This is a genomic window from Rhodococcus sp. MEB032 (genome assembly GCF_030208925.1).
Classification (GTDB): domain Bacteria; phylum Actinomycetota; class Actinomycetes; order Mycobacteriales; family Mycobacteriaceae; genus Rhodococcus_F; species Rhodococcus_F qingshengii.
Map to the genome: position 1 here is coordinate 320,748 of NZ_JARVSY010000002.1, position 16,995 is coordinate 337,742.

Genomic DNA, 16,995 nt, shown 5'->3' on the forward strand with positions numbered 1-16,995 from the left:
TGACAGATCTTGAAGGGAGAGAATAGCGTCCATTGTCATTTCCTTTGTTGATCGGCGTTCTTGCCGATGGATTTGATCGATCGAGTTTGCTTGCGGTGTTGATTTAATTCCAGGTTTTTCGCCTGGTACTTCTGTGCTCCAATCTGCCGTGGGTGATAACTTCCGAACAATTAGGCGATGTGGCAGTTCGACGCGCACATCAGTGGAAACGACTGTCGGGCAGTTGCCGATCCGGTATATCGGAGCAACGCCAGTATTCCTGCAGATCCGGTTGCCCAGTCTGTCGAGAGTCTCAGGTTCTGTTCACCTGGAAAGTGCAGGCCTCCTGCGTGATTGAGGCTGTGCAAGCCCAGAAGCTGAAACTGCTGTGCAAGCGTCTGTTCACAATCGGCGCCGGCGTATGGAGTCTTGGAGAGTTCGCTGAGGAACAGAATCAGCCCGGCTCGCCCGTTGAGTAGTCCGGCTTGGGCAGTGAATTCGACTGTGGCGGCGCGGGATATCGCACGCACCGCAGCTGCGTAACGCGGTTCGTCGACATGGCGCAGAAGTTGTAGAAGTACCAGGCCCACACCGACAGACCCGGATCCGAGATACGGCATCGTCCGGCGCTCCTCTCTCAGCTGCATCGACCCGTCAGGGCACATCGACATCACAGACAGATCGATGTCGACGAGCTGGCGTGCGTGTTCCAGCGATCGAGGATCACCACTCAGTTCGTAGTGGCGAGTCCAGAACAGTGCTTGTCCGCTCGGTCCCCGCATCAGCCCACCTCGGCCGGCCACTGCCCAAGGTGTTCCGCCGGCGTCGCGGACATGCAAGCGAGCAGCTGAAATTCGTTCGCGCAGAGTCTCGGTCACGACAGCGAGAGTGGGTGACACAGTCGGTCGTGAAACCGATTCCTCGAGTAGGAGGCAACCGATTCCGGAAAGGCCGCTGAAAAGGCTGGAGTCGATGTCGTCGAGTGGGGCTCGACGCAAAGTCTCGACCCACCTGTCGGCTGTCGAATGTCGCCCGTGATGCCGAAAGGTGTGCACCGCACCCGCGAGCCCGTCGAAGAAACCGAACTGTGGTTGCGTATCCGAATCAACCTGATGTTCAGTCCATTCCAGGACTGACTCCAAGGTGTCGGTGGGAAGATCATCGGCGAGCAGGTTTCCGCACGAGCCGTGCGCAATGCCGTAGCCGTTCACCTCGAACTGGGCGATGTCGCCGGGAAAGAGTCGATCAGGGCGGGAGAGATCAAGCGAGGCGAGGATGCCGCAGCGCAATAGAGCGGCCGCCCGTTGCAGGTTTTCCCCGGGCGACGTGTCCCAACGATGCGGGCGATTCTCCGGTTCCGGCGCCTGTACGTCGAGCATCGAATAGAGCGAGGCACCGAAGGCACGAGGAAGATCGAAGCGAGACACCGCATAGTCGATGAGTTCGGGAATCTTGTTGCAATCGAGAGGGAACAATCTAGTAAGTGGGACAAAGAGTCCCAGCTCGATGCATCCCAACGAGTATCGATCCGCCGCGATTCCTGTCAACTGTCGAGGTGCTGTGTATCCGGGGGCTCCGGTGGACCGGGGCGGATGCTCGTCGATGTTGTGGGCCATCTCGAAGTCGATGATCCGAATACCGGACGGTGAGCACATGACGTTGCCAGGGTGAAGATCGGCATGAACGATTCCGGCGTTGTGGAAGCTCTCGACTGCGGTAGTCAACTGTTGTGCAATGTCGAGTGCCCAGGTTCTGTATTCCGTTCGGGAACTGAGTGTCTGGTCGGCGCGTATCAGTGGGTGGCGGAGCGCAACTTCCTGATTCAGTGGAGTGCCGGCAGCGCGCTCGGTGACAAGGAAGTGGTGTCCCTCGCGCTCGAACAAGCTGATGGCAGAAGGTGTGTACGGGTTGTCGGCAAGGTGAGTCAACTTGTCGTACTCGTAACGGATGCGGTCGATTGCGTACCGGCCGTTTGCGTCCGGGGCGGTAAAGGGACGGCCTTCTTTGATGACCAGATCGATGCCGGCGTCGTCGAATGCGGAGTAGATCCCCCCGCTGTTGCTGAAGTGCAGGGCTTCATTGATCGAATAGGGGAATTCGTCATGTGATTTCAGCTTGTCTTGCTGCGCGCGAACGAAGTCCGGGATTTGTACCCAGTCCGGAGTTCTGAAGGAAGTGCCGCGCACATCGGGTTCGAGCGATCCGTCAGGACGCCGAATTGCCGGGACGCGATCGCCGAATGAATCGTAGGTCTGCATGGGCAGATACGCGCCGTACCGTAAGTAGAGCGGTCCCCGGTTCCATCGCACATCGCTGAGGATGTACGGCCCGTCGGCACCGGTGACAAGTTTGTCCAGTTCGGTGATGACACGTTGTGTGGCAACACCATCCGCCGGATAGATCGTGATGAATTTTCCGCTGGAAGTTCGATTGGCCTGCTTGCTGTTGGACAACATGAGGTCTGCTGCCGTCCGAAGAAATTTGAACGGCACATGATTGTGACCGCAATACACGGAAACGGTATCGAGCAGCTCCTGCGCGTTGGCTCGGGTAGCGGAGCAGTGAATCTTCCATCCTTGTTCTGGCAGCAGACCGTCGGGCGGTTGGAAGTAGTTCCACGGTCCACTTTGGGGACCGCGCCGCCAGAGCGACCAATCCACCGACTTCGCGGGGATAAAGTGCTGGTCAGTTGATGTATCTGGTTGGGTGACCGTTCTGATTCGGTCGTAGAAATGCGAGTCGGCACGCGTGAAGGCAACGTATCGCAGGTCCACGCCAAACCTCCCAGTCGGTCCCCCTGCGGTTGTCATCGATTGGTGCCACGCCCCGAATCCCCTGTGGCTTGGATTGCTTGTGGCGGAAGGTTATCCGATTCCGGACATTTCGGGCGAAGATTGAAAACCTATCATTCGAAAGTACTAATGAATGGCGTGGGCCAGGCGAGGTCACTGATCGCCCAGCTTTTAGTCGGCCGCATTTGTTTCGAGTTCGGAGGCCCCCTCTTGACGAGAGGATCAAGTCGGTGGTAGTTCTTTAGCGAGCGCTAAGTCAGGGTGCTCCCTCGATCTCGGTCCGGTACCCGGCGCCACGAAACACGGGTGCCGGACCGCCCCAGCAATGCACGTCCTCGAAGGGAACGAAGATGACCAAGGCAGTGATCGTCGATGTAGTCCGGATCGCGTCCGGCAAGGGAAAGCCGGGCGGAGCACTGTCCGGGACGCACCCTGTCGAACTGATGGCCCACGTTCTGCGTTCCATCACCTCGCGAAACGGCCTCGACCCCGCCCTGGTGGACGACGTGATCGGCGGTTGCGTCGGCCAGGCCGGTGAGCAGGCGCTCAACATCACCCGCAGCGCGGTCCTGTCGGCAGGGTTCCCCGAGTCGGTACCCGCCACCACGATTGATCGCCAGTGCGGATCAAGTCAGCAAGCTGCGCACTTTGCGGCGCAGGGCGTGATCGCCGGGGCCTACGACATCGTGATCGCGGCAGGCGTCGAATCCATGAGTCGTGTCCCGATGGGTACCACGACGATGGGGAAGGACGCTTCCGGTCCGGGCGTCGCGGCTCGCTACCCCGAAGGCCTGGTCAACCAGGGAATCTCTGCAGAATTGATCGCCGCCAAGTGGAAGCTTGACCGCGACGCTCTCGACGCATTCTCCGCGCAGTCCCACCAGCGGGCAGCAGAGGCAGCGGCGAAGGGGCTCTTCGACAAGGAGATTCTGCCGATCTCGGTGACCAACGCCGCCGGTGAGACCGTCTCGCATATCGTCGACGAGACGGTTCGCGCGTCTACTACCGCCGAGGGACTCGCCGGTTTGAAGCCGTCGTTCTACTCGGAGAAGTACGCGCAGCGCTTCCCCGAGGCGCAGTGGTCGATCACTCCCGGTAACTCGTCGCCGCTCACCGACGGCGCGTCCGCAGCACTGATCATGAGCGAAGAAATGGCGTCGAAGCTAGGGCTGACGCCGCGAGCTCGTTTCCATTCCTTCTCCGTTGCGGGCGATGACCCGATCTTCATGCTCACCGCACCCATCCCAGCCACCCACAAGGTGCTCGCTCGCGCGGGTCTGAGCATCGACGACATCGACACCTACGAGGTCAACGAAGCCTTCGCTCCCGTTCCACTCGCCTGGGCTCACGAGTTCGGCGCCGACCCGGCAAAGCTCAACCCGTGGGGCGGCGCGATTGCACTCGGCCATGCCCTGGGGTCCTCGGGTACTCGTCTGCTGACCACGATGGTCAACCACCTCGAGGCCACCGGCGGACGCTACGGATTGCAGACCATGTGCGAGGGCGCCGGCATGGCCAACGCCACAATCATCGAACGCATCTGAAACACATAACCTTTCGAAAGGAACTCTCATGATCGTCAACGACAGCGTCGCCGTCGTCACCGGTGGAGCATCCGGCCTCGGCCTGGCTACGACCAAAGCCCTTCTTGCCGACGGTGCCAGCGTCGTCATTATCGACCTTCCGTCGTCCAACGGTGAAGCCATCGCCAAGGAACTTGGCGACCGGGTCCGCTTCGCGGCTGCAGACGTCACCGACGAGGCTGCGGTCACCGCGGCACTCGACGTGGCCGAGTCCCTCGGACCCCTGCGCGTGGCAGTCAACTGCGCCGGAATCGGCAACGCAGTCAAGACGGTCAGCAAGAAGGGCGCTTTCCCGCTCGACGCGTTCAAGAAGGTCATCGACGTCAATCTGATCGGCACCTTCAACGTCCTTCGTCTTGCTGCGGAACGTATTTCGAAGACCGAGCCGATCGACGGTGAACGCGGCGTCATCATCAACACCGCTTCGGTCGCAGCGTATGACGGCCAGATCGGGCAGGCTGCGTACTCCGCGTCGAAGGGCGGCGTCGTCGGTATGACGCTTCCCATCGCCCGTGACCTCGCGTCGCTGCTGATCCGCGTCAACACCATTGCACCAGGCTTGTTCAAGACCCCGTTGCTGGCCGGACTGCCCGAAGCAGCCCAGGCGTCGTTGGGTCAGCAGGTGCCTCACCCCTCTCGCCTGGGTGATCCCAGCGAGTACGGCGCGCTTGCTGCGCACATCGTTTCCAACCCCATGCTCAATGGTGAGACGATCCGCCTCGACGGTGCAATCCGTATGGCACCGCGGTAATTTCGGCTATCACATGACTGGCGAGGTGGAGTCGGTGAGCTCGGTGGCAGTGGACTGGAGGTCCTTCCCGCCGCTGGTGATGACCGACATCCTGATGGCTTCGCTCGAGCTGTTCGACGAGAATGGTTACCACGGCACGACGGTGCGCCAGATTGCCAATCATGTCGGGGTAACCGTTCCCGCGCTCTACTATCACCACGCGAACAAAGAGGCAATTCTCGTCGCTTTGTTCGAGGTCTCGATGAGTGAGCTGAATACCAGAACCGAAGCGGCAGAAGCGGAGGCCGGCGAAAATCCGGTACGACGCTTCGCCTTGGTGGTGGAGGCGATAGTTCTCTATATGACCCACCGGTCGCGGCATGCTGCGTTGGACACCGAGATTCGGCATGTCTCACCGGAAAGCCGAAGTCGATACGCCGCCAGTCGTAAGCGGCTCGAGTTGCTGATGCGCAGGATCGTCGACGACGGTGTGGCATCGGGAGATTTCGCGGTCACCGATACCGAAGAGACCGTCCGGGCAATACTCGGTATGGCGCAGTCACTGCCGCGTTGGTTCCAGACCGGCGGTCCGATGTCACCGTCGCAATTGGCGGAGAAGTACGTCGATATCGCTTTTCACACGGTCGGCTATCGGCCGTAAAGTGCATCGCTCGTGAACGAAGGTGGGCAACAGGTGAAAACCTGTTGCCCACCTTCAGTATTCATACTTCGGCATTCACTCGGTGTCAGAGTCGCGTAACTTCGAGTCCGCCCTCGTGGTAGTCGGCGCGAAGGCGTTTCTTGTCGAACTTGCCGACGCTCGTCTTCGGGACTTCCTGGACCACGGCCCAGTTCTCGGGCAGCTGCCACTTGGCAACCTTGTCCGAAAGGTACTGTTGCAGTTCGGACATGGTGGTTTCGGAACCAGCGCGAAGAACAACCGCAACCAACGGGCGCTCGTCCCACTTCTCGTCCGGCACGCCGATGACGGCAGCTTCGGTGACGTCAGGGTGACCCATGACGGCGTTCTCGAGGTCGACCGAGGAGATCCATTCGCCGCCGGACTTGATGATGTCCTTGGAGCGGTCGGACAGGCTCAGGAAGCCGTCGGCCGTGATGGATCCGACGTCACCGGTCTTGAGCCAGCCGTCGTTGAACTTGTCTTCCGCATCGACGCCGTAGTACGACCCGGTGATCCAGGGGCCGCGCACTTCGAGCTCGCCGACGGAAACGCCGTCGTGTGCAACAACTTTGCCGTCATCGTCGATGAGACGTGCCTCGACGGATGCCGGGAAGCGGCCCTGAGAGTAGCGGTACTTCCACATCGCGTCGCCGGTGACACCGGCCGGCGGGCGGGCGACGGATCCGAGTGGGGAGGTTTCGGTCATGCCCCAGGCGTGCAGGACGGAGACGTTGTGGTCGGCTTCGAATGCGTGCATGAGGGCCGGCGGTACCGCGGACCCACCGATCAGAACCTCGCGCATCGAGGAGATGTCCTGCGGGTTCTGCTCGAGGTAGAGGTGCAGGCCCTGCCAGATGGTGGGGACGGCTGCGGCGAACGTCGGCTTCTCGCTGGCGATGATCGCAGCCAACGGGGCAGGCTGGAGGAAGCGGTCGGGCATGATCAGCGAAGCACCGATCATGAATGCGGCGTAGGGAAGTCCCCACGACATGGCGTGGAACTGAGGCACCACGGCGAGTGCACGATCGCCCTGCGCGAGGTTGGGGCCGTCGCTCATGCAGACCTGCATGGAGTGCAGGTAGATCGAACGGTGGGAGTAGACGACGCCCTTGGGGTCACCCGTGGTGCCGGACGTGTAACACATTGCGGCAGCGCTCAGTTCGTCGACCTCGGGCCAGTCGAACTCGGTGGGCTGATCGGCGATCAAGCCCTCGTAGGTGTGAACCTGCACTCCCTCGGGAGCTTCGAGTCCTGCAGTGGAGGAGCCGGTGACGACGATGTGTTTGACGGTGGTCAGCGACGGAAGCTGCGGAGAGAGAAGCGGAATCAGGGACGGGTCGACGATGATCACGCGGTCCTCGGCGTGATTGGCGACATGGATCAACTGCTCGGGGAACAGACGAATGTTCAGGGTGTGGAGCACAGCGCCCATCGAGGGGATCGCCAGGTACGCCTCGAGGTGCTCGGAGTTGTTCCACATGAACGTGGCGACTCGCTCGTCGCCCTCGACGCCGAGCCCGCGCAGGGCGTGCGCGAGCTGAGCACAGCGCTTGCCGACGTCAGCGTAGGACACACGGCGCGGGCCGGACTCGGTCCACGTGACAACCTCGGAGGCGCCGTGAACGGAGGCACCGTGGCGGAGAAGTTGAGCAATGGAGAGGGGGGCGTCTTGCATGGTGCTCAGCATGGGCTGCTCCTGTGTGGTGTGTGAGACCGGTGCTTTTGCCCACGGGCCGTCACAAACGATGTGCTGTGGCTGCCAGATTAGTCACAGCCCCGAAGTGCTCGCTAGTGACCCACTGCACTGGCGAAGAACCACGCTATGAGTAGCGCTCCCGGATCGACTACTCCGCGAGCGGCTTCGCCCACATAACTTGCACGTCCGCGGTTCGCGAGCATGGTTTCGGTCGACTCCGCCCCGGCCGCTGCGGCTTCCGCTGCGCTCGCCAGCGCAGCATCTCGATCGGCTTCCGAGCTCACGGATTGCTCCAACGACTCGACCGCCGGAACTATCGCGTCGACCATCGTCTTGTCGCCGACGCGTGCGCCGCCGAGCGAGGTGATGTTGTCGAGTCCCGCTCGCGCTGCAGCCGCGATCGCGCCGAGGTCGAGTTCGGAGTCCGCCGAGTCTGCGGCCACGCGGAAGAAATGCCGGAACCAGATGCCGAACAATGCGCCGGAGGTGCCACCGGCGTGGCCAAGGTACGCCTGTGAGACTGCATCGAATATCGTTGCGGTGGAGTACGTGTCACGGATCGCCGAGATGTCGAGTTGATCCAGTGCGGCCACCATGTTGGTCCCGAAATCGCCGTCGCCCGCTCGTCGGTCGAGATCGGTCAGTGCCGGTTCCTGATCCAGTACCTTCTCGGCCCAGTCCGCAATCCAGCTTCCGACGAAGCTGCTTTCGGCGGTGCGTGAGGTGTCGGGTGTGAATGTGGGACCGAAAGATTCGCGCGTGCCCATGCCGGTGTACTCACGCGCTATAGCATTCGGCCAGGCGGGCGCTTTTGTTGGTGCGTCCCATAATTCGAGGATTTCTTTGTCTGTGCGAACAAGGGTGATGGACGCGCCTGCCATGTTCAATGCAGTGACGAAGGTTCCGATCAGTGTCCGCTCGATGTGAATTCCCTGTTCGTCCAGATAATCTCCGAGTTCGGCGAACAGAAGTTGCAACTCCAGCGGGTGGGTGGCGCCGAGACCGTTGACGACGGCGATGACGCGGTCGCCTTCGGCGAGACTCAGGGACTTGATGATCGGGTCCGTCAGCCGCCGCACCAATTCCGGTGCGGGCAGGGCGTCCACGCGTTCTGTGCCGCGTTCGCCGTGGATGCCGATACCGAGTTCCATCTGACCCGCCGGCAAGTCGAACGACGGCTCGTCAGCCCCCGGCAAAGTGCATGGGCGAAGGGCGACGGCCATGCTCCGAGCGGAGTGCGCGACGTGTTGTCCGATCCGGGTCACCTCGGCCAGGTCGTCGCCGCGGGCGGCGGATGCGCCGCAGACCTTCTCCACCACGATGGTTGCCGCAGTACCGCGTCGTCCCGGACCGCTGCCGTCTGCGCGTTCGGTCGCGACGTCGTCGTCGACCAGGACGACGTCCGTATCGATCTTGTCCTCGCGTAGCAACTCTCGGGCGATACCGAAGTTCATCACGTCGCCGGTGTAGTTCTTCACGATGTGAAGGACGCCGCCGCCGGCGTCGGCAGCCTTGGATCCCTCGTGGATCTGAAGTGCATTGGGTGAGCTGAAGACCAATCCGGGGCAGACGGCTGTGAGCATTCCTTCGCCGATGAATCCGGCGTGCATGGGTTCGTGGCCTGAACCGCCGCCGGAGACGAGCGCGACCCGTCCACGGGGAAGTGGCCTTGCGCGTGTGAGGTACCCAGGGTCGGGATTCCACGCGATGTCGTCGGTGGATGCGATCAACCCACGGAGTGCGTCGGGAACAAATGTCTTTGCGCTGCGCATGAACATCACTTCAGAGTAGGTCTAACGTCGACTTCGGGCACGGATCACGATCGACGAGAGGTGGACGGCGTGAAATTGGGGTTGGTACTTGCCGGTGGCGGCGTTGCGGGAATCGCCTGGGAAACAGGTTTTCTGTTGGGCCTTCAGGACAAATCACCGGACACTGCCGCTGCGCTGCTGACGGCGGACGTGTTGATCGGCACTTCCGCAGGTTCCACGGTGAGCGCTCAGATAGCGAGCGGCGTGACACTGCAAGAGCTTTTCGACGCACAAACAGCGGAGGCCACCGGGGAGCTCGACCCGAAGGTCGATGTCGAGGTACTCGGTCAGATGTTCGTCGACGCGATCGCAGGATCGCAGGACCGGGCCGAGCAGCTCCGTTTGCTCGGCGAAGCAGCGATGAGAGCCGATACCGTCGAACCTGCCGTGCGTCGCGCGGTCATCGAGGCGAGGCTGCCCAATCGGTTGTGGCCCGACCGGGAGTTGCGCATCCCGGCGATCAACGCACAGACCGGTGAGTTGAGGGTGTTCGGCAACGCTGACGGCGTAGAACTGATCGACGCAGTCGGAGCAAGTTGCGCCGTACCAGGGGTGTGGCCGGTAGTCGTGATCGAGGGCGAGCGGTACATGGACGGCGGAATGGCGAGTGGCTCGAATGTTCATCTGGCTGCCGACTGCGATGTGGTCGTGGTTCTTTCACCCGCAGCCGACCCCGCCCCGAATCTTCTGGGCGGCAGTCTACGAGAGGAAATCGACGTGATGACGCCCTTGCCCGTGCTGCCTGTCTTCGCCGACGACGCCGTCGTCGAAGCGATCGGAACGAACTCGCTTTCACCGACAACCAGGCGCCCCGCAGCCGAACTCGGCCGCGAACAGGGCCGTCGAACCGCCGACGAGATCGCCGCGTTTCTGGTGACGGCATGAGCGCCGCACGGATTGCCGTCGTCGTGCGCCCGGAGCAATCTCCGGAAGATCTGGTTCGACATGCCAGGTATGCAGACGAAGTCGGTATCGACGAGGTCTGGTTGTGGGAAGACTGCTTCTTCGGCGGAGGAATAGCCACTGCTGCAACTGTATTGGCTGAGACCGATCGCGTGGGTGTGGCGATCGGTGTGCTGCCGACCCCGATGCGCAACACCGCGATCACGGCGATGGAGATTTCAGCGCTGGCCAGAGTTCATCCGGATCGACTACGGGTTGGCTTCGGTCACGGCGTTCAGAGTTGGATGCGGCAGATCGGGGCCAAAGCCGAATCGCCGTTGACCCTCCTGCGGGAGCAGTTCGGAGCAGTCGAGCGGCTACTGGGCGGTGAGTCGGTGACGGTGTCCGGTCGATACGTGAATCTCACGGACGTCACGCTGGCGTGGCCACCGGAGACGGTGCCGCAGTTGCTCGTCGGCGCCACGGGGCCAAAGACTTTGGCGCTCAGTGGCGAGTTGGCGCAGGGCACCGTGCTCTCGGGTGGGACGACCCCGGACGGCGTGCGTCGGGCGATCGCTCACATCGGGGCGTCGGATCACGAGGTCGTCGTCTACGTCATCTGTGCTTTCGGTTCCGGCGGTCGTGAGCGCGCCCTTGCCGAGGCCGCAGCGTCCGGTAGCGAGTCGCCGGAGGATGCGATTGCCGTGGGCAACGCGGCCGAAGTCGCGGCAGCAGCACGGCGATGGGTTGCAGCAGGTGCAACCACCGTGGTACTCCAACCGACTGTTGACGAGCCGGATGTCCGCGAGTTCATTCGCTTTGTCGCGCAGGAGGTTCAACCCCTGGTGGCGTAGTTCAGAAGGTTACTCTGGACAGAACCGCGTCGATGTCGGCAGTGCTCACGTCGCGATGCGTCACGAACCGAACCTTCCCGGCAACGGTGACCGCGCCGACATCGACACCGGCGAGCTGAGCAACGGTGACCGATGGATCAGCTGTCGCGGCCAGAACGATGTTGGTGGCAGGTTCGTCGACGGCCCAACCGCGTTCACGAAGCCCCGACGCGAGGCGCTGCGCGTTGTCGTGATCGTCGGAGAGGCGAGCTTGTGAGCGCAACGCGACGATGCCGGCTGCGGCCAGCACTCCGCCCTGACGAACGCCGCCGCCGAGCATCTTGCGGATCCTTCGGGCTTCGGTGATCAATTCGGGTGATGCGGCGAGTATCGAGCCGACCGGCGCACCGAGTCCCTTACTCAGGCACACCTGAACGGTATCGGCGCCGGAAGTCAATTCGGTGGGCGAAACATCGAGTGCAGCAGCGGCATTCCAGAGACGGGCGCCGTCGAGGTGAATCTTCAAGCCGCGTGATCGCGCTGCGTCGACCAGCTTCGTCCATTCGGTCGGATTCATGACGGCACCGCCGGCGAAGTTATGAGTGTTCTCGAGACAGAGCAGCGTGGTGTTCAACGCGAAGTACGGGCCGGGGGAGCCCGCCGCCTTCACAACAGTCTCGGGGGTGGGACGTCCGGGTCCGCCGTCGTGCGGCAACGCCATCGGCATTCCCTGGGCGAGCCAGGCAGCGGTGCCCAATTCGGAGCCCAAGACGTGAGAGTGTTCCGGTGCCAGGAACTGATCGCCGCGGTGAAGGTGCAGCATCAGCGCAATTAGGTTGCCCATCGATCCGCTCGGCACCCACAGTGCCGCCGGTAAACCCAGAGTGTGCGCCACCTCTTCCTCGAGCGCCGCCATGGTCGGGTCGTGATCGAGGACGTCGTCACCGACCTCGGCGTCGGCCATCGCCTTCCGCATCTCCGCATCGGGCTTGGTGACGGTGTCCGAGCGTAGGTCGATGTACGACGAAGTCATGGCTCATTCGATCAAGCCGCGTGTTCCGGCGTCAAACCGCGGTATTTCCAGGACGGCTCTTCCGGCCTGATAAATCGATATCGCTGAGGATGCCTTCCGTGTGATGATGAGCGTCGGCAATAGCCGGTGACGAGAACAAGAAGTGGAAGGGGACAGGCATGCGCGACTGGAAGCAAGCGTTGCACCTGCGCGGGCACTCACCCCGCGGTATTTCCCATCCCGCATTCGGGGAACAGAGCGGCGCTGGATATATGCCGTTCCCCATTTCTTGCATTTGCTCCTGACCCGTCTTCGTGTCCAGGAGTTTCACTCCTCGACACGAACTGAGAACTCTCATGCGGAACCCGAACCGCGCACTTGCTCACAGTTGGATGAACCGCCCCGTCCGGGTACTCAACGCCACGTACGAGTACCTCGGTGAAGTGAGCGCCGATCGTGCGGTCGTCCTGATCGCCACCGGCTCCGCGCAGTCCACCGAAGACGTGACCCCGATATTTCCGGTGCGCTCCAAGCACGTCGAAATCCCACTGCCGAGGACGATCCTGCTCGCCGAGTACGTGTACGTTGCTCACCGGGTGACGGTCACCGATTCCAGTCGGGCCACTTTTGCCGGTGTCTTCGACCGGGACGGTCGTCAATGTGCGTACTGCGCCGCCCGGGCAACGACCATCGACCATGTCCAGCCGCGGAGCCGTAACGGGCCCAACACGTGGGGAAATCTGGTGGCGTGCTGCAGTTCCTGCAATCAGCGCAAGGCGGATCGCACTCCGGCCGAGGCCGGTATGCGGCTGCTGTGGGAGCCGAAGGCACCTCGGCGCATCGAGAAAGTGCAGCAGAAGATCTGGCGCGAATTGAGTCGGACGTGCCAGTCGAAGGGAGCCAGTGATGTGCGCTGACGAAATCTCCAATTTGGCTGAGCTTTTGCCGATCTCGGACGACCGGACGTGGTGGCAGGCGGAATGCCGAGGAGACCCCGAGCCGGACCGGTGGTTTCCCTTTCCGTCCGAGGGATACGACTACGCGACCGACGTGTGCAACAGGTGCCCGATTGTGGCTTCGTGTCGTGAATTCGCCTCTGCCACTGGTCAGACCGGAATCTGGGGTGGAGTGAAGTTCGAGCAGGGCAGGATTGTCGCGGCGTGAGGGATCAGATTCCCGGCTCCGCGGCGATCGTGCCGGCCGACACCGCCCGGCACAGAGCGTCGTGGTCACGTTCGGTCTGATCGGCGTAGAGCCGAGCAAACCGGGTGAGGGCGGTGTCGACCGTGTCCGAGGTTCCCAGGTAACCGGAAATCAGTGACGCGCCACTGGTTCGTGCGTGTCCCTTGGCCAGTAGGCGACCGCAGATCGCGACATAGTCGGTCAAGGCTGCTGCATCGATATTGTTCAGGTCCACAGAACCTTTCATGTTCCGGAACTGACGGACGTAGTACTGGCGGTCGTCCACGGTGCACCACCCGAGCAGTGGATCGCTGACTGTCTGGAGAGCCTGCTGGTATTCCGCGACGCGTCGTCCTTGGTGGTCGTGCCAGGCCGAGTCACCGTGCACGAAGGGTGCAACGACGGATCGGCGAGCCTGCTTGAGCTGCAAGAAGATGACGTCGTCCGGGATGCTCCCTTCGCACAGGGCCACATAGGCGCGCAGAGCGACACTCCCGACTCCGACAACCCGGTGCGCGACGTCGATGACGTTGTATCCCGAGACGACTCGGCGCCAGTGTGGTGCAAGGGTTTCGAGATACTCGTCCAGACCCTCCAGGAGGAAGTCGGTGTCCTGCGGCGTGAGTCGTGTTGTGAGCGGCGGGTTCTCGACCAACTGGCGCCGTCCGTGATCCTCGACGGTGAACCGCGGCACCGCATGGTCACTCGTACGCCGCCGGGCGCGCTCCGCGGCGCGCCTGATCTCGGCCAGCAACCCAGGATCGGTGACGTGGTCGGTGAGTCCGTCGAGATCGACCCGGTCGAAGGAGCGATCGAACAGCGGACGCTCGGAGAGCTTCGCCAAGTGGAGGCGATACGCGGACACACACGAGGTTGTTGCTGTTTCGCATTGAGCTTCGGTGAGACCGTTCTGTCGACCGGCCACCCAGATGCTCGCAGCCAGCCTTCGTAGATCCCATTCCCAGGGGCCGGGATGTGCTTCGTCGAAATCGTTGAGGTCTATGACAAGTTCGCGTTCCGGAGATCCGTAGAACCCGAAGTTTCCGACGTGCGCATCTCCACAGATGACGGGAGTGATGCCGGTGGACGGCAGCTGCGCCATGTCCTCTGCCATCAATCCGGCGGTACCGCGCAGGAATCCGTATGGCGAAGCGACCATTCGCCCCACACGGATCGGAACCAACCAGTCGAGTCTTCCCTCGTGTGCCGTGTTGACCTGATCGACCGGGTCACGTCGATCGGATGGGGGCGTCCAGTCGCCGAGCGACGATCGCGCCACTCGCTTGCGCAGGCATTTCCCGATCTTGCGACGCTCACTGCGCGGCGTCTGACGCGCCCGCAAAGTCGCCCTGCCGTCCGGTTCGTTCTCGAGAGCCAGCTGACCGGCAGGCCTGTTCAGCGGGTCCATGTCGGGCTCTCTTTCGTCGGGCGTGCGAAACTCGCGCTCGATCTTATGCCCGCCGGATTGTGCGCCGCGCGACGAGTTCCTTAACTACCCGCCTGGGCAATCAACTCGACAGCGCGGTCGGCGCACAGTTCAGGATCCGGCATTCTCCCGATACCGAGGCATTCGACAACGGCGAACGACGCATCCGGTGTGGTTTCCACGCCGAGCGCCCACCCGAAGTAGTGATTCCAGGCGAGTACGGCTCGGTGGCCACTGTGCTGCGGAATCTCGCTGCCCAGAACGAGTACTGCGTCGAACGCGGGGCCGTCGCACCAGATGACCGATTCGGCGAAGGTGGAGCTGGCGACGGCGACTACGTACCTGTGACAAGTCGATTCACTCGGAATGGCGATGTGTGCACGCATGGTCGCTCCTCCGGCTCGGTTGCGATCGGAGGGTTCCCCGTTGCCGGCGCCGAAAAAACGCTTGTCAGATTACGTCCCGGCCACAGATCTACGACGCAGACGGTGCCTGAGATGTTTTTGTGCTGCCCGCGCGACCGAGCGAGTCGAGAGATACTGTTCGGCCGGTATCAACCGGGAACCGAACAAGTAGAACCTTCGGGCTTCGTCGTGGTCGTGGGTGGCCGCGGAGATGAGCAGACGTTCGATCGCGGTGAACTTTCGCCCACCGGCGTAACCACTCATGTAGTCGATGTGATTCGTCATACTCGCTCTGGCGCTACGGTATTCGGTCAATGCAGCGTTCACGTTCCGATGTGAGTCGAGTGTGTCTGCCGGCGTCTCCGTCAGCATGTGCGCGGTCGCATCGACCAGCATCTGAGCGGTCTCGAGTGCCCACGAGCATCCGATACCCCACAACGGGTCGTTGGTTGCCGCAGCGTCGCCGATGAGTGCGAACCCGTTACCTACGGGTTCGGTGAGGGTTGTGGAGAAGTGTTTGGTACCAACGATCTTCCCGACGATGTGCTCTCGCCGAACAAGCGGAGCGCCGGGTAATGCGTTGGCGTACTCGAGGAAAGCAGTAGACAGGCCGTCAGCGAACGAGCCGAGCTTGTCGAGGGCAGGGAAGACCACCAGCACGCTGATTCCGCCGTCGTTGGGGAGCAGATAGGCGACGTCGGGATCCATGAACCACGACAATGACGTTTCTCCGCCGGGTCGTTCAAGTCCGGAGAGTTGGGCGAAATAGCTGAAACGCCCGTTGGATGCAGTCACGGAGTCGCAACGAGCGGATCGTGCGACGGTCGAATCCTTGCCGTCCGCTCCGACGGTCAATCGTGCTTCGACAGTGAAGACCGAACCCTGTTCGGTGCCGTAGACGCCTGCAGTAGTGCCGTTCTCGGTCAGTAGTCCGGAAACGCGATGCCCGAGAAGAAGGTCGACGTTCGGGTAGTCGTTCGCGAGTTGGCGCAGTAGGGGGTCGAGAGTTTCCCTTCGGACGTTGAACCCAGGTGGCGGTGAGTTCTCTGCGGCATCAGGGGTGATTCTTCCCCACGGGGTCCAGAATGTCGGAACGGTTTCCACCATTCCCAGGGCGAGCAGTTTTTCCGTGGCGCCGAGTCGTTGCAAGATCGGGGCACCGCACGGTTGCAGGTGGTGAGTGCACAGGACTTTGTGCGCCCGGATGTCGGAGCGAGCGTCGAGAAGCGCTATCCGCAGACCTTGCTGGGCGTACATGATTGCGGCCGCGCATCCCGCGATGCTCGCGCCGACAATCACAACGTCATACTTTTCCCGTGCCTTCGAAGTCACTCGATCAGCTTAATGCATAAGGTTATAACTTAAATATGACTGGATTCAGTCATCGTGTTCGGGCGTTAAGTCCCGAACTGCGGCCCGGATGGACTGTTCACGAAGCTCGTTCTCTCTGCGCAGTTCACGACGCCGACGCCCGGCCTCGAAACGCTGCCTGGCGATTGTTCCGGTCGGTCGGAGTTGGGGTACCTCAGCCGGTTTCCCGTCGCTTCCCATCGCCACCATCGTGAAATAGCAACTATTGGTGTGTCGAGATTTTCCGAGAAGAATGTCTTCGGTTTCGACTCGAATTCCGATTTCCATCGAGGTGCGCCCGGTGTAATTGACGGAAGCGCTGAACGTGACGAGTTCGCCGACATGCACCGGTTCGCGGAACACCACACGATCCACCGACAGAGTCACGACGTAGGTCTGGGCATATCGACTCGCGCACGCATAGGCAACCTGGTCGAGAAACTTCAGAATCGTTCCGCCGTGCACGTTGCCCGAGAAGTTTGACATGTCCGGCGTCATGAGGACGGACATGGACAAGGTTTGTTTCGATGCTTGCTGCGATGCTTGCTTCAATTCAGGTAGGGAGTTCGATTCAGACATCAAGCGGGCCTCTTCGGTTCGGTGGACGGTGAAGAGACCGTATCCGGCAAAGAG

15 protein-coding genes are annotated in these 16,995 nt (G+C 61.9%); 7 read left to right on the top strand and 8 right to left on the bottom strand.

Translation table 11 applies throughout. From position 1 onward, the window contains the following. Nucleotides 1-170: 170 nt before the first annotated feature. Nucleotides 171-2,753, bottom strand: a complete 2,583-nt coding sequence (gene lanKC, locus QRN54_RS04240; protein WP_285181641.1) for a class III lanthionine synthetase LanKC — start codon at nucleotides 2,751-2,753, stop codon at nucleotides 171-173. Nucleotides 2,754-3,121: 368 nt separating this feature from the next. Between lanKC and QRN54_RS04245 the strand changes: the two genes are divergently transcribed. From QRN54_RS04245 to QRN54_RS04255, 3 genes are read left to right on the top strand one after another with little or no spacing between them, the layout of a single operon-like run. After that, nucleotides 3,122-4,315: a thiolase family protein gene (locus tag QRN54_RS04245; protein ID WP_030536138.1), complete on the top strand. Its 1,194-nt coding sequence runs from the start codon at nucleotides 3,122-3,124 to the stop codon at nucleotides 4,313-4,315. Between the two features lie 28 nt (nucleotides 4,316-4,343). Continuing rightward, the gene (locus QRN54_RS04250) at nucleotides 4,344-5,105 is read left to right on the top strand and encodes a 3-hydroxyacyl-CoA dehydrogenase (protein WP_003942978.1); all 762 of its coding nucleotides are present in this window, start codon (nucleotides 4,344-4,346) and stop codon (nucleotides 5,103-5,105) included. 13 nt (nucleotides 5,106-5,118) lie between these two features. Beyond that, entirely contained in the window at nucleotides 5,119-5,745 is a 627-nt protein-coding gene (locus tag QRN54_RS04255) for a TetR/AcrR family transcriptional regulator (protein ID WP_065455052.1), read from the top strand. A gap of 85 nt (nucleotides 5,746-5,830) precedes the next feature. On the opposite strand, the gene QRN54_RS04260 is transcribed toward QRN54_RS04255, so the two are convergent. Further along, the gene (locus QRN54_RS04260; protein WP_003943212.1) at nucleotides 5,831-7,453 is read right to left on the bottom strand and encodes a long-chain fatty acid--CoA ligase; all 1,623 of its coding nucleotides are present in this window, start codon (nucleotides 7,451-7,453) and stop codon (nucleotides 5,831-5,833) included. A 101-nt stretch (nucleotides 7,454-7,554) separates the two neighbouring features. Next, a complete protein-coding gene (locus QRN54_RS04265; RefSeq protein ID WP_039973156.1) occupies nucleotides 7,555-9,240 on the bottom strand; it encodes a dihydroxyacetone kinase family protein in 1,686 nt (561 codons plus the stop codon). Between the two features lie 54 nt (nucleotides 9,241-9,294). Here QRN54_RS04265 and QRN54_RS04270 point away from each other — a divergent pair, with 54 nt between their 5' ends. Together QRN54_RS04270 and QRN54_RS04275 are read left to right on the top strand one after the other, a co-directional pair. Further along, nucleotides 9,295-10,158, top strand: coding sequence for a patatin-like phospholipase family protein (locus QRN54_RS04270; protein ID WP_058038372.1), 864 nt, complete (start codon nucleotides 9,295-9,297; stop codon nucleotides 10,156-10,158). Further along, the gene (locus tag QRN54_RS04275; RefSeq protein ID WP_047269366.1) at nucleotides 10,155-11,009 is read left to right on the top strand and encodes an LLM class flavin-dependent oxidoreductase; all 855 of its coding nucleotides are present in this window, start codon (nucleotides 10,155-10,157) and stop codon (nucleotides 11,007-11,009) included. Before QRN54_RS04270 ends, QRN54_RS04275 begins: the two co-directional genes overlap by 4 nt. 1 nt (nucleotide 11,010) lies before the next feature. On the opposite strand, the gene QRN54_RS04280 is transcribed toward QRN54_RS04275, so the two are convergent. Next, the gene (locus tag QRN54_RS04280) at nucleotides 11,011-12,021 is read right to left on the bottom strand and encodes a threonine aldolase family protein (RefSeq protein ID WP_165638429.1); all 1,011 of its coding nucleotides are present in this window, start codon (nucleotides 12,019-12,021) and stop codon (nucleotides 11,011-11,013) included. A 335-nt stretch (nucleotides 12,022-12,356) separates the two neighbouring features. Between QRN54_RS04280 and QRN54_RS04285 the strand changes: the two genes are divergently transcribed. Continuing rightward, the gene (locus tag QRN54_RS04285; protein ID WP_165638428.1) at nucleotides 12,357-12,917 is read left to right on the top strand and encodes an HNH endonuclease; all 561 of its coding nucleotides are present in this window, start codon (nucleotides 12,357-12,359) and stop codon (nucleotides 12,915-12,917) included. Then, complete coding sequence (locus QRN54_RS04290) at nucleotides 12,907-13,164, top strand: WhiB family transcriptional regulator (RefSeq protein ID WP_007730463.1); 258 nt, start codon at nucleotides 12,907-12,909, stop codon at nucleotides 13,162-13,164. The genes QRN54_RS04285 and QRN54_RS04290 overlap by 11 nt, the downstream gene beginning before the upstream one ends. 4 nt (nucleotides 13,165-13,168) lie before the next feature. Here the strand turns inward: QRN54_RS04290 and QRN54_RS04295 are convergent, their stop codons facing one another. From QRN54_RS04295 to QRN54_RS04310, 4 genes are all read right to left on the bottom strand, one after another. Then, nucleotides 13,169-14,590, bottom strand: coding sequence for a DUF2252 domain-containing protein (locus QRN54_RS04295; protein ID WP_285181643.1), 1,422 nt, complete (start codon nucleotides 14,588-14,590; stop codon nucleotides 13,169-13,171). Between the two features lie 80 nt (nucleotides 14,591-14,670). Continuing rightward, the gene (locus tag QRN54_RS04300; RefSeq protein WP_003942947.1) at nucleotides 14,671-14,994 is read right to left on the bottom strand and encodes a DUF6292 family protein; all 324 of its coding nucleotides are present in this window, start codon (nucleotides 14,992-14,994) and stop codon (nucleotides 14,671-14,673) included. Between the two features lie 69 nt (nucleotides 14,995-15,063). Then, the gene (locus tag QRN54_RS04305) at nucleotides 15,064-16,344 is read right to left on the bottom strand and encodes an NAD(P)/FAD-dependent oxidoreductase (protein ID WP_285181644.1); all 1,281 of its coding nucleotides are present in this window, start codon (nucleotides 16,342-16,344) and stop codon (nucleotides 15,064-15,066) included. A 45-nt stretch (nucleotides 16,345-16,389) separates the two neighbouring features. Next, complete coding sequence (locus tag QRN54_RS04310) at nucleotides 16,390-16,941, bottom strand: acyl-CoA thioesterase (protein WP_042451572.1); 552 nt, start codon at nucleotides 16,939-16,941, stop codon at nucleotides 16,390-16,392. Between the last annotated feature and the right edge of the window lie 54 nt (nucleotides 16,942-16,995).

Excerpts from the sequence above, each read along its gene's own strand:
- QRN54_RS04285 (WP_165638428.1), top strand. The coding sequence starts at position 12,357 with ATGCGGAACCCGAACCGCGCACTTGCTCACAGTTGGATGAACCGCCCC.
- QRN54_RS04290 (WP_007730463.1), top strand. The coding sequence starts at position 12,907 with ATGTGCGCTGACGAAATCTCCAATTTGGCTGAGCTTTTGCCGATCTCG.
- QRN54_RS04300 (WP_003942947.1), bottom strand. The coding sequence starts at position 14,994 with ATGCGTGCACACATCGCCATTCCGAGTGAATCGACTTGTCACAGGTAC.
- QRN54_RS04245 (WP_030536138.1), top strand. The coding sequence starts at position 3,122 with ATGACCAAGGCAGTGATCGTCGATGTAGTCCGGATCGCGTCCGGCAAG.
- QRN54_RS04280 (WP_165638429.1), bottom strand. The coding sequence starts at position 12,021 with ATGACTTCGTCGTACATCGACCTACGCTCGGACACCGTCACCAAGCCC.
- QRN54_RS04275 (WP_047269366.1), top strand. The coding sequence starts at position 10,155 with ATGAGCGCCGCACGGATTGCCGTCGTCGTGCGCCCGGAGCAATCTCCG.
- QRN54_RS04260 (WP_003943212.1), bottom strand. The coding sequence starts at position 7,453 with ATGCTGAGCACCATGCAAGACGCCCCCCTCTCCATTGCTCAACTTCTC.
- QRN54_RS04255 (WP_065455052.1), top strand. The coding sequence starts at position 5,119 with ATGACTGGCGAGGTGGAGTCGGTGAGCTCGGTGGCAGTGGACTGGAGG.
- QRN54_RS04310 (WP_042451572.1), bottom strand. The coding sequence starts at position 16,941 with ATGTCTGAATCGAACTCCCTACCTGAATTGAAGCAAGCATCGCAGCAA.
- QRN54_RS04295 (WP_285181643.1), bottom strand. The coding sequence starts at position 14,590 with ATGGACCCGCTGAACAGGCCTGCCGGTCAGCTGGCTCTCGAGAACGAA.
- QRN54_RS04265 (WP_039973156.1), bottom strand. The coding sequence starts at position 9,240 with ATGTTCATGCGCAGCGCAAAGACATTTGTTCCCGACGCACTCCGTGGG.
- QRN54_RS04250 (WP_003942978.1), top strand. The coding sequence starts at position 4,344 with ATGATCGTCAACGACAGCGTCGCCGTCGTCACCGGTGGAGCATCCGGC.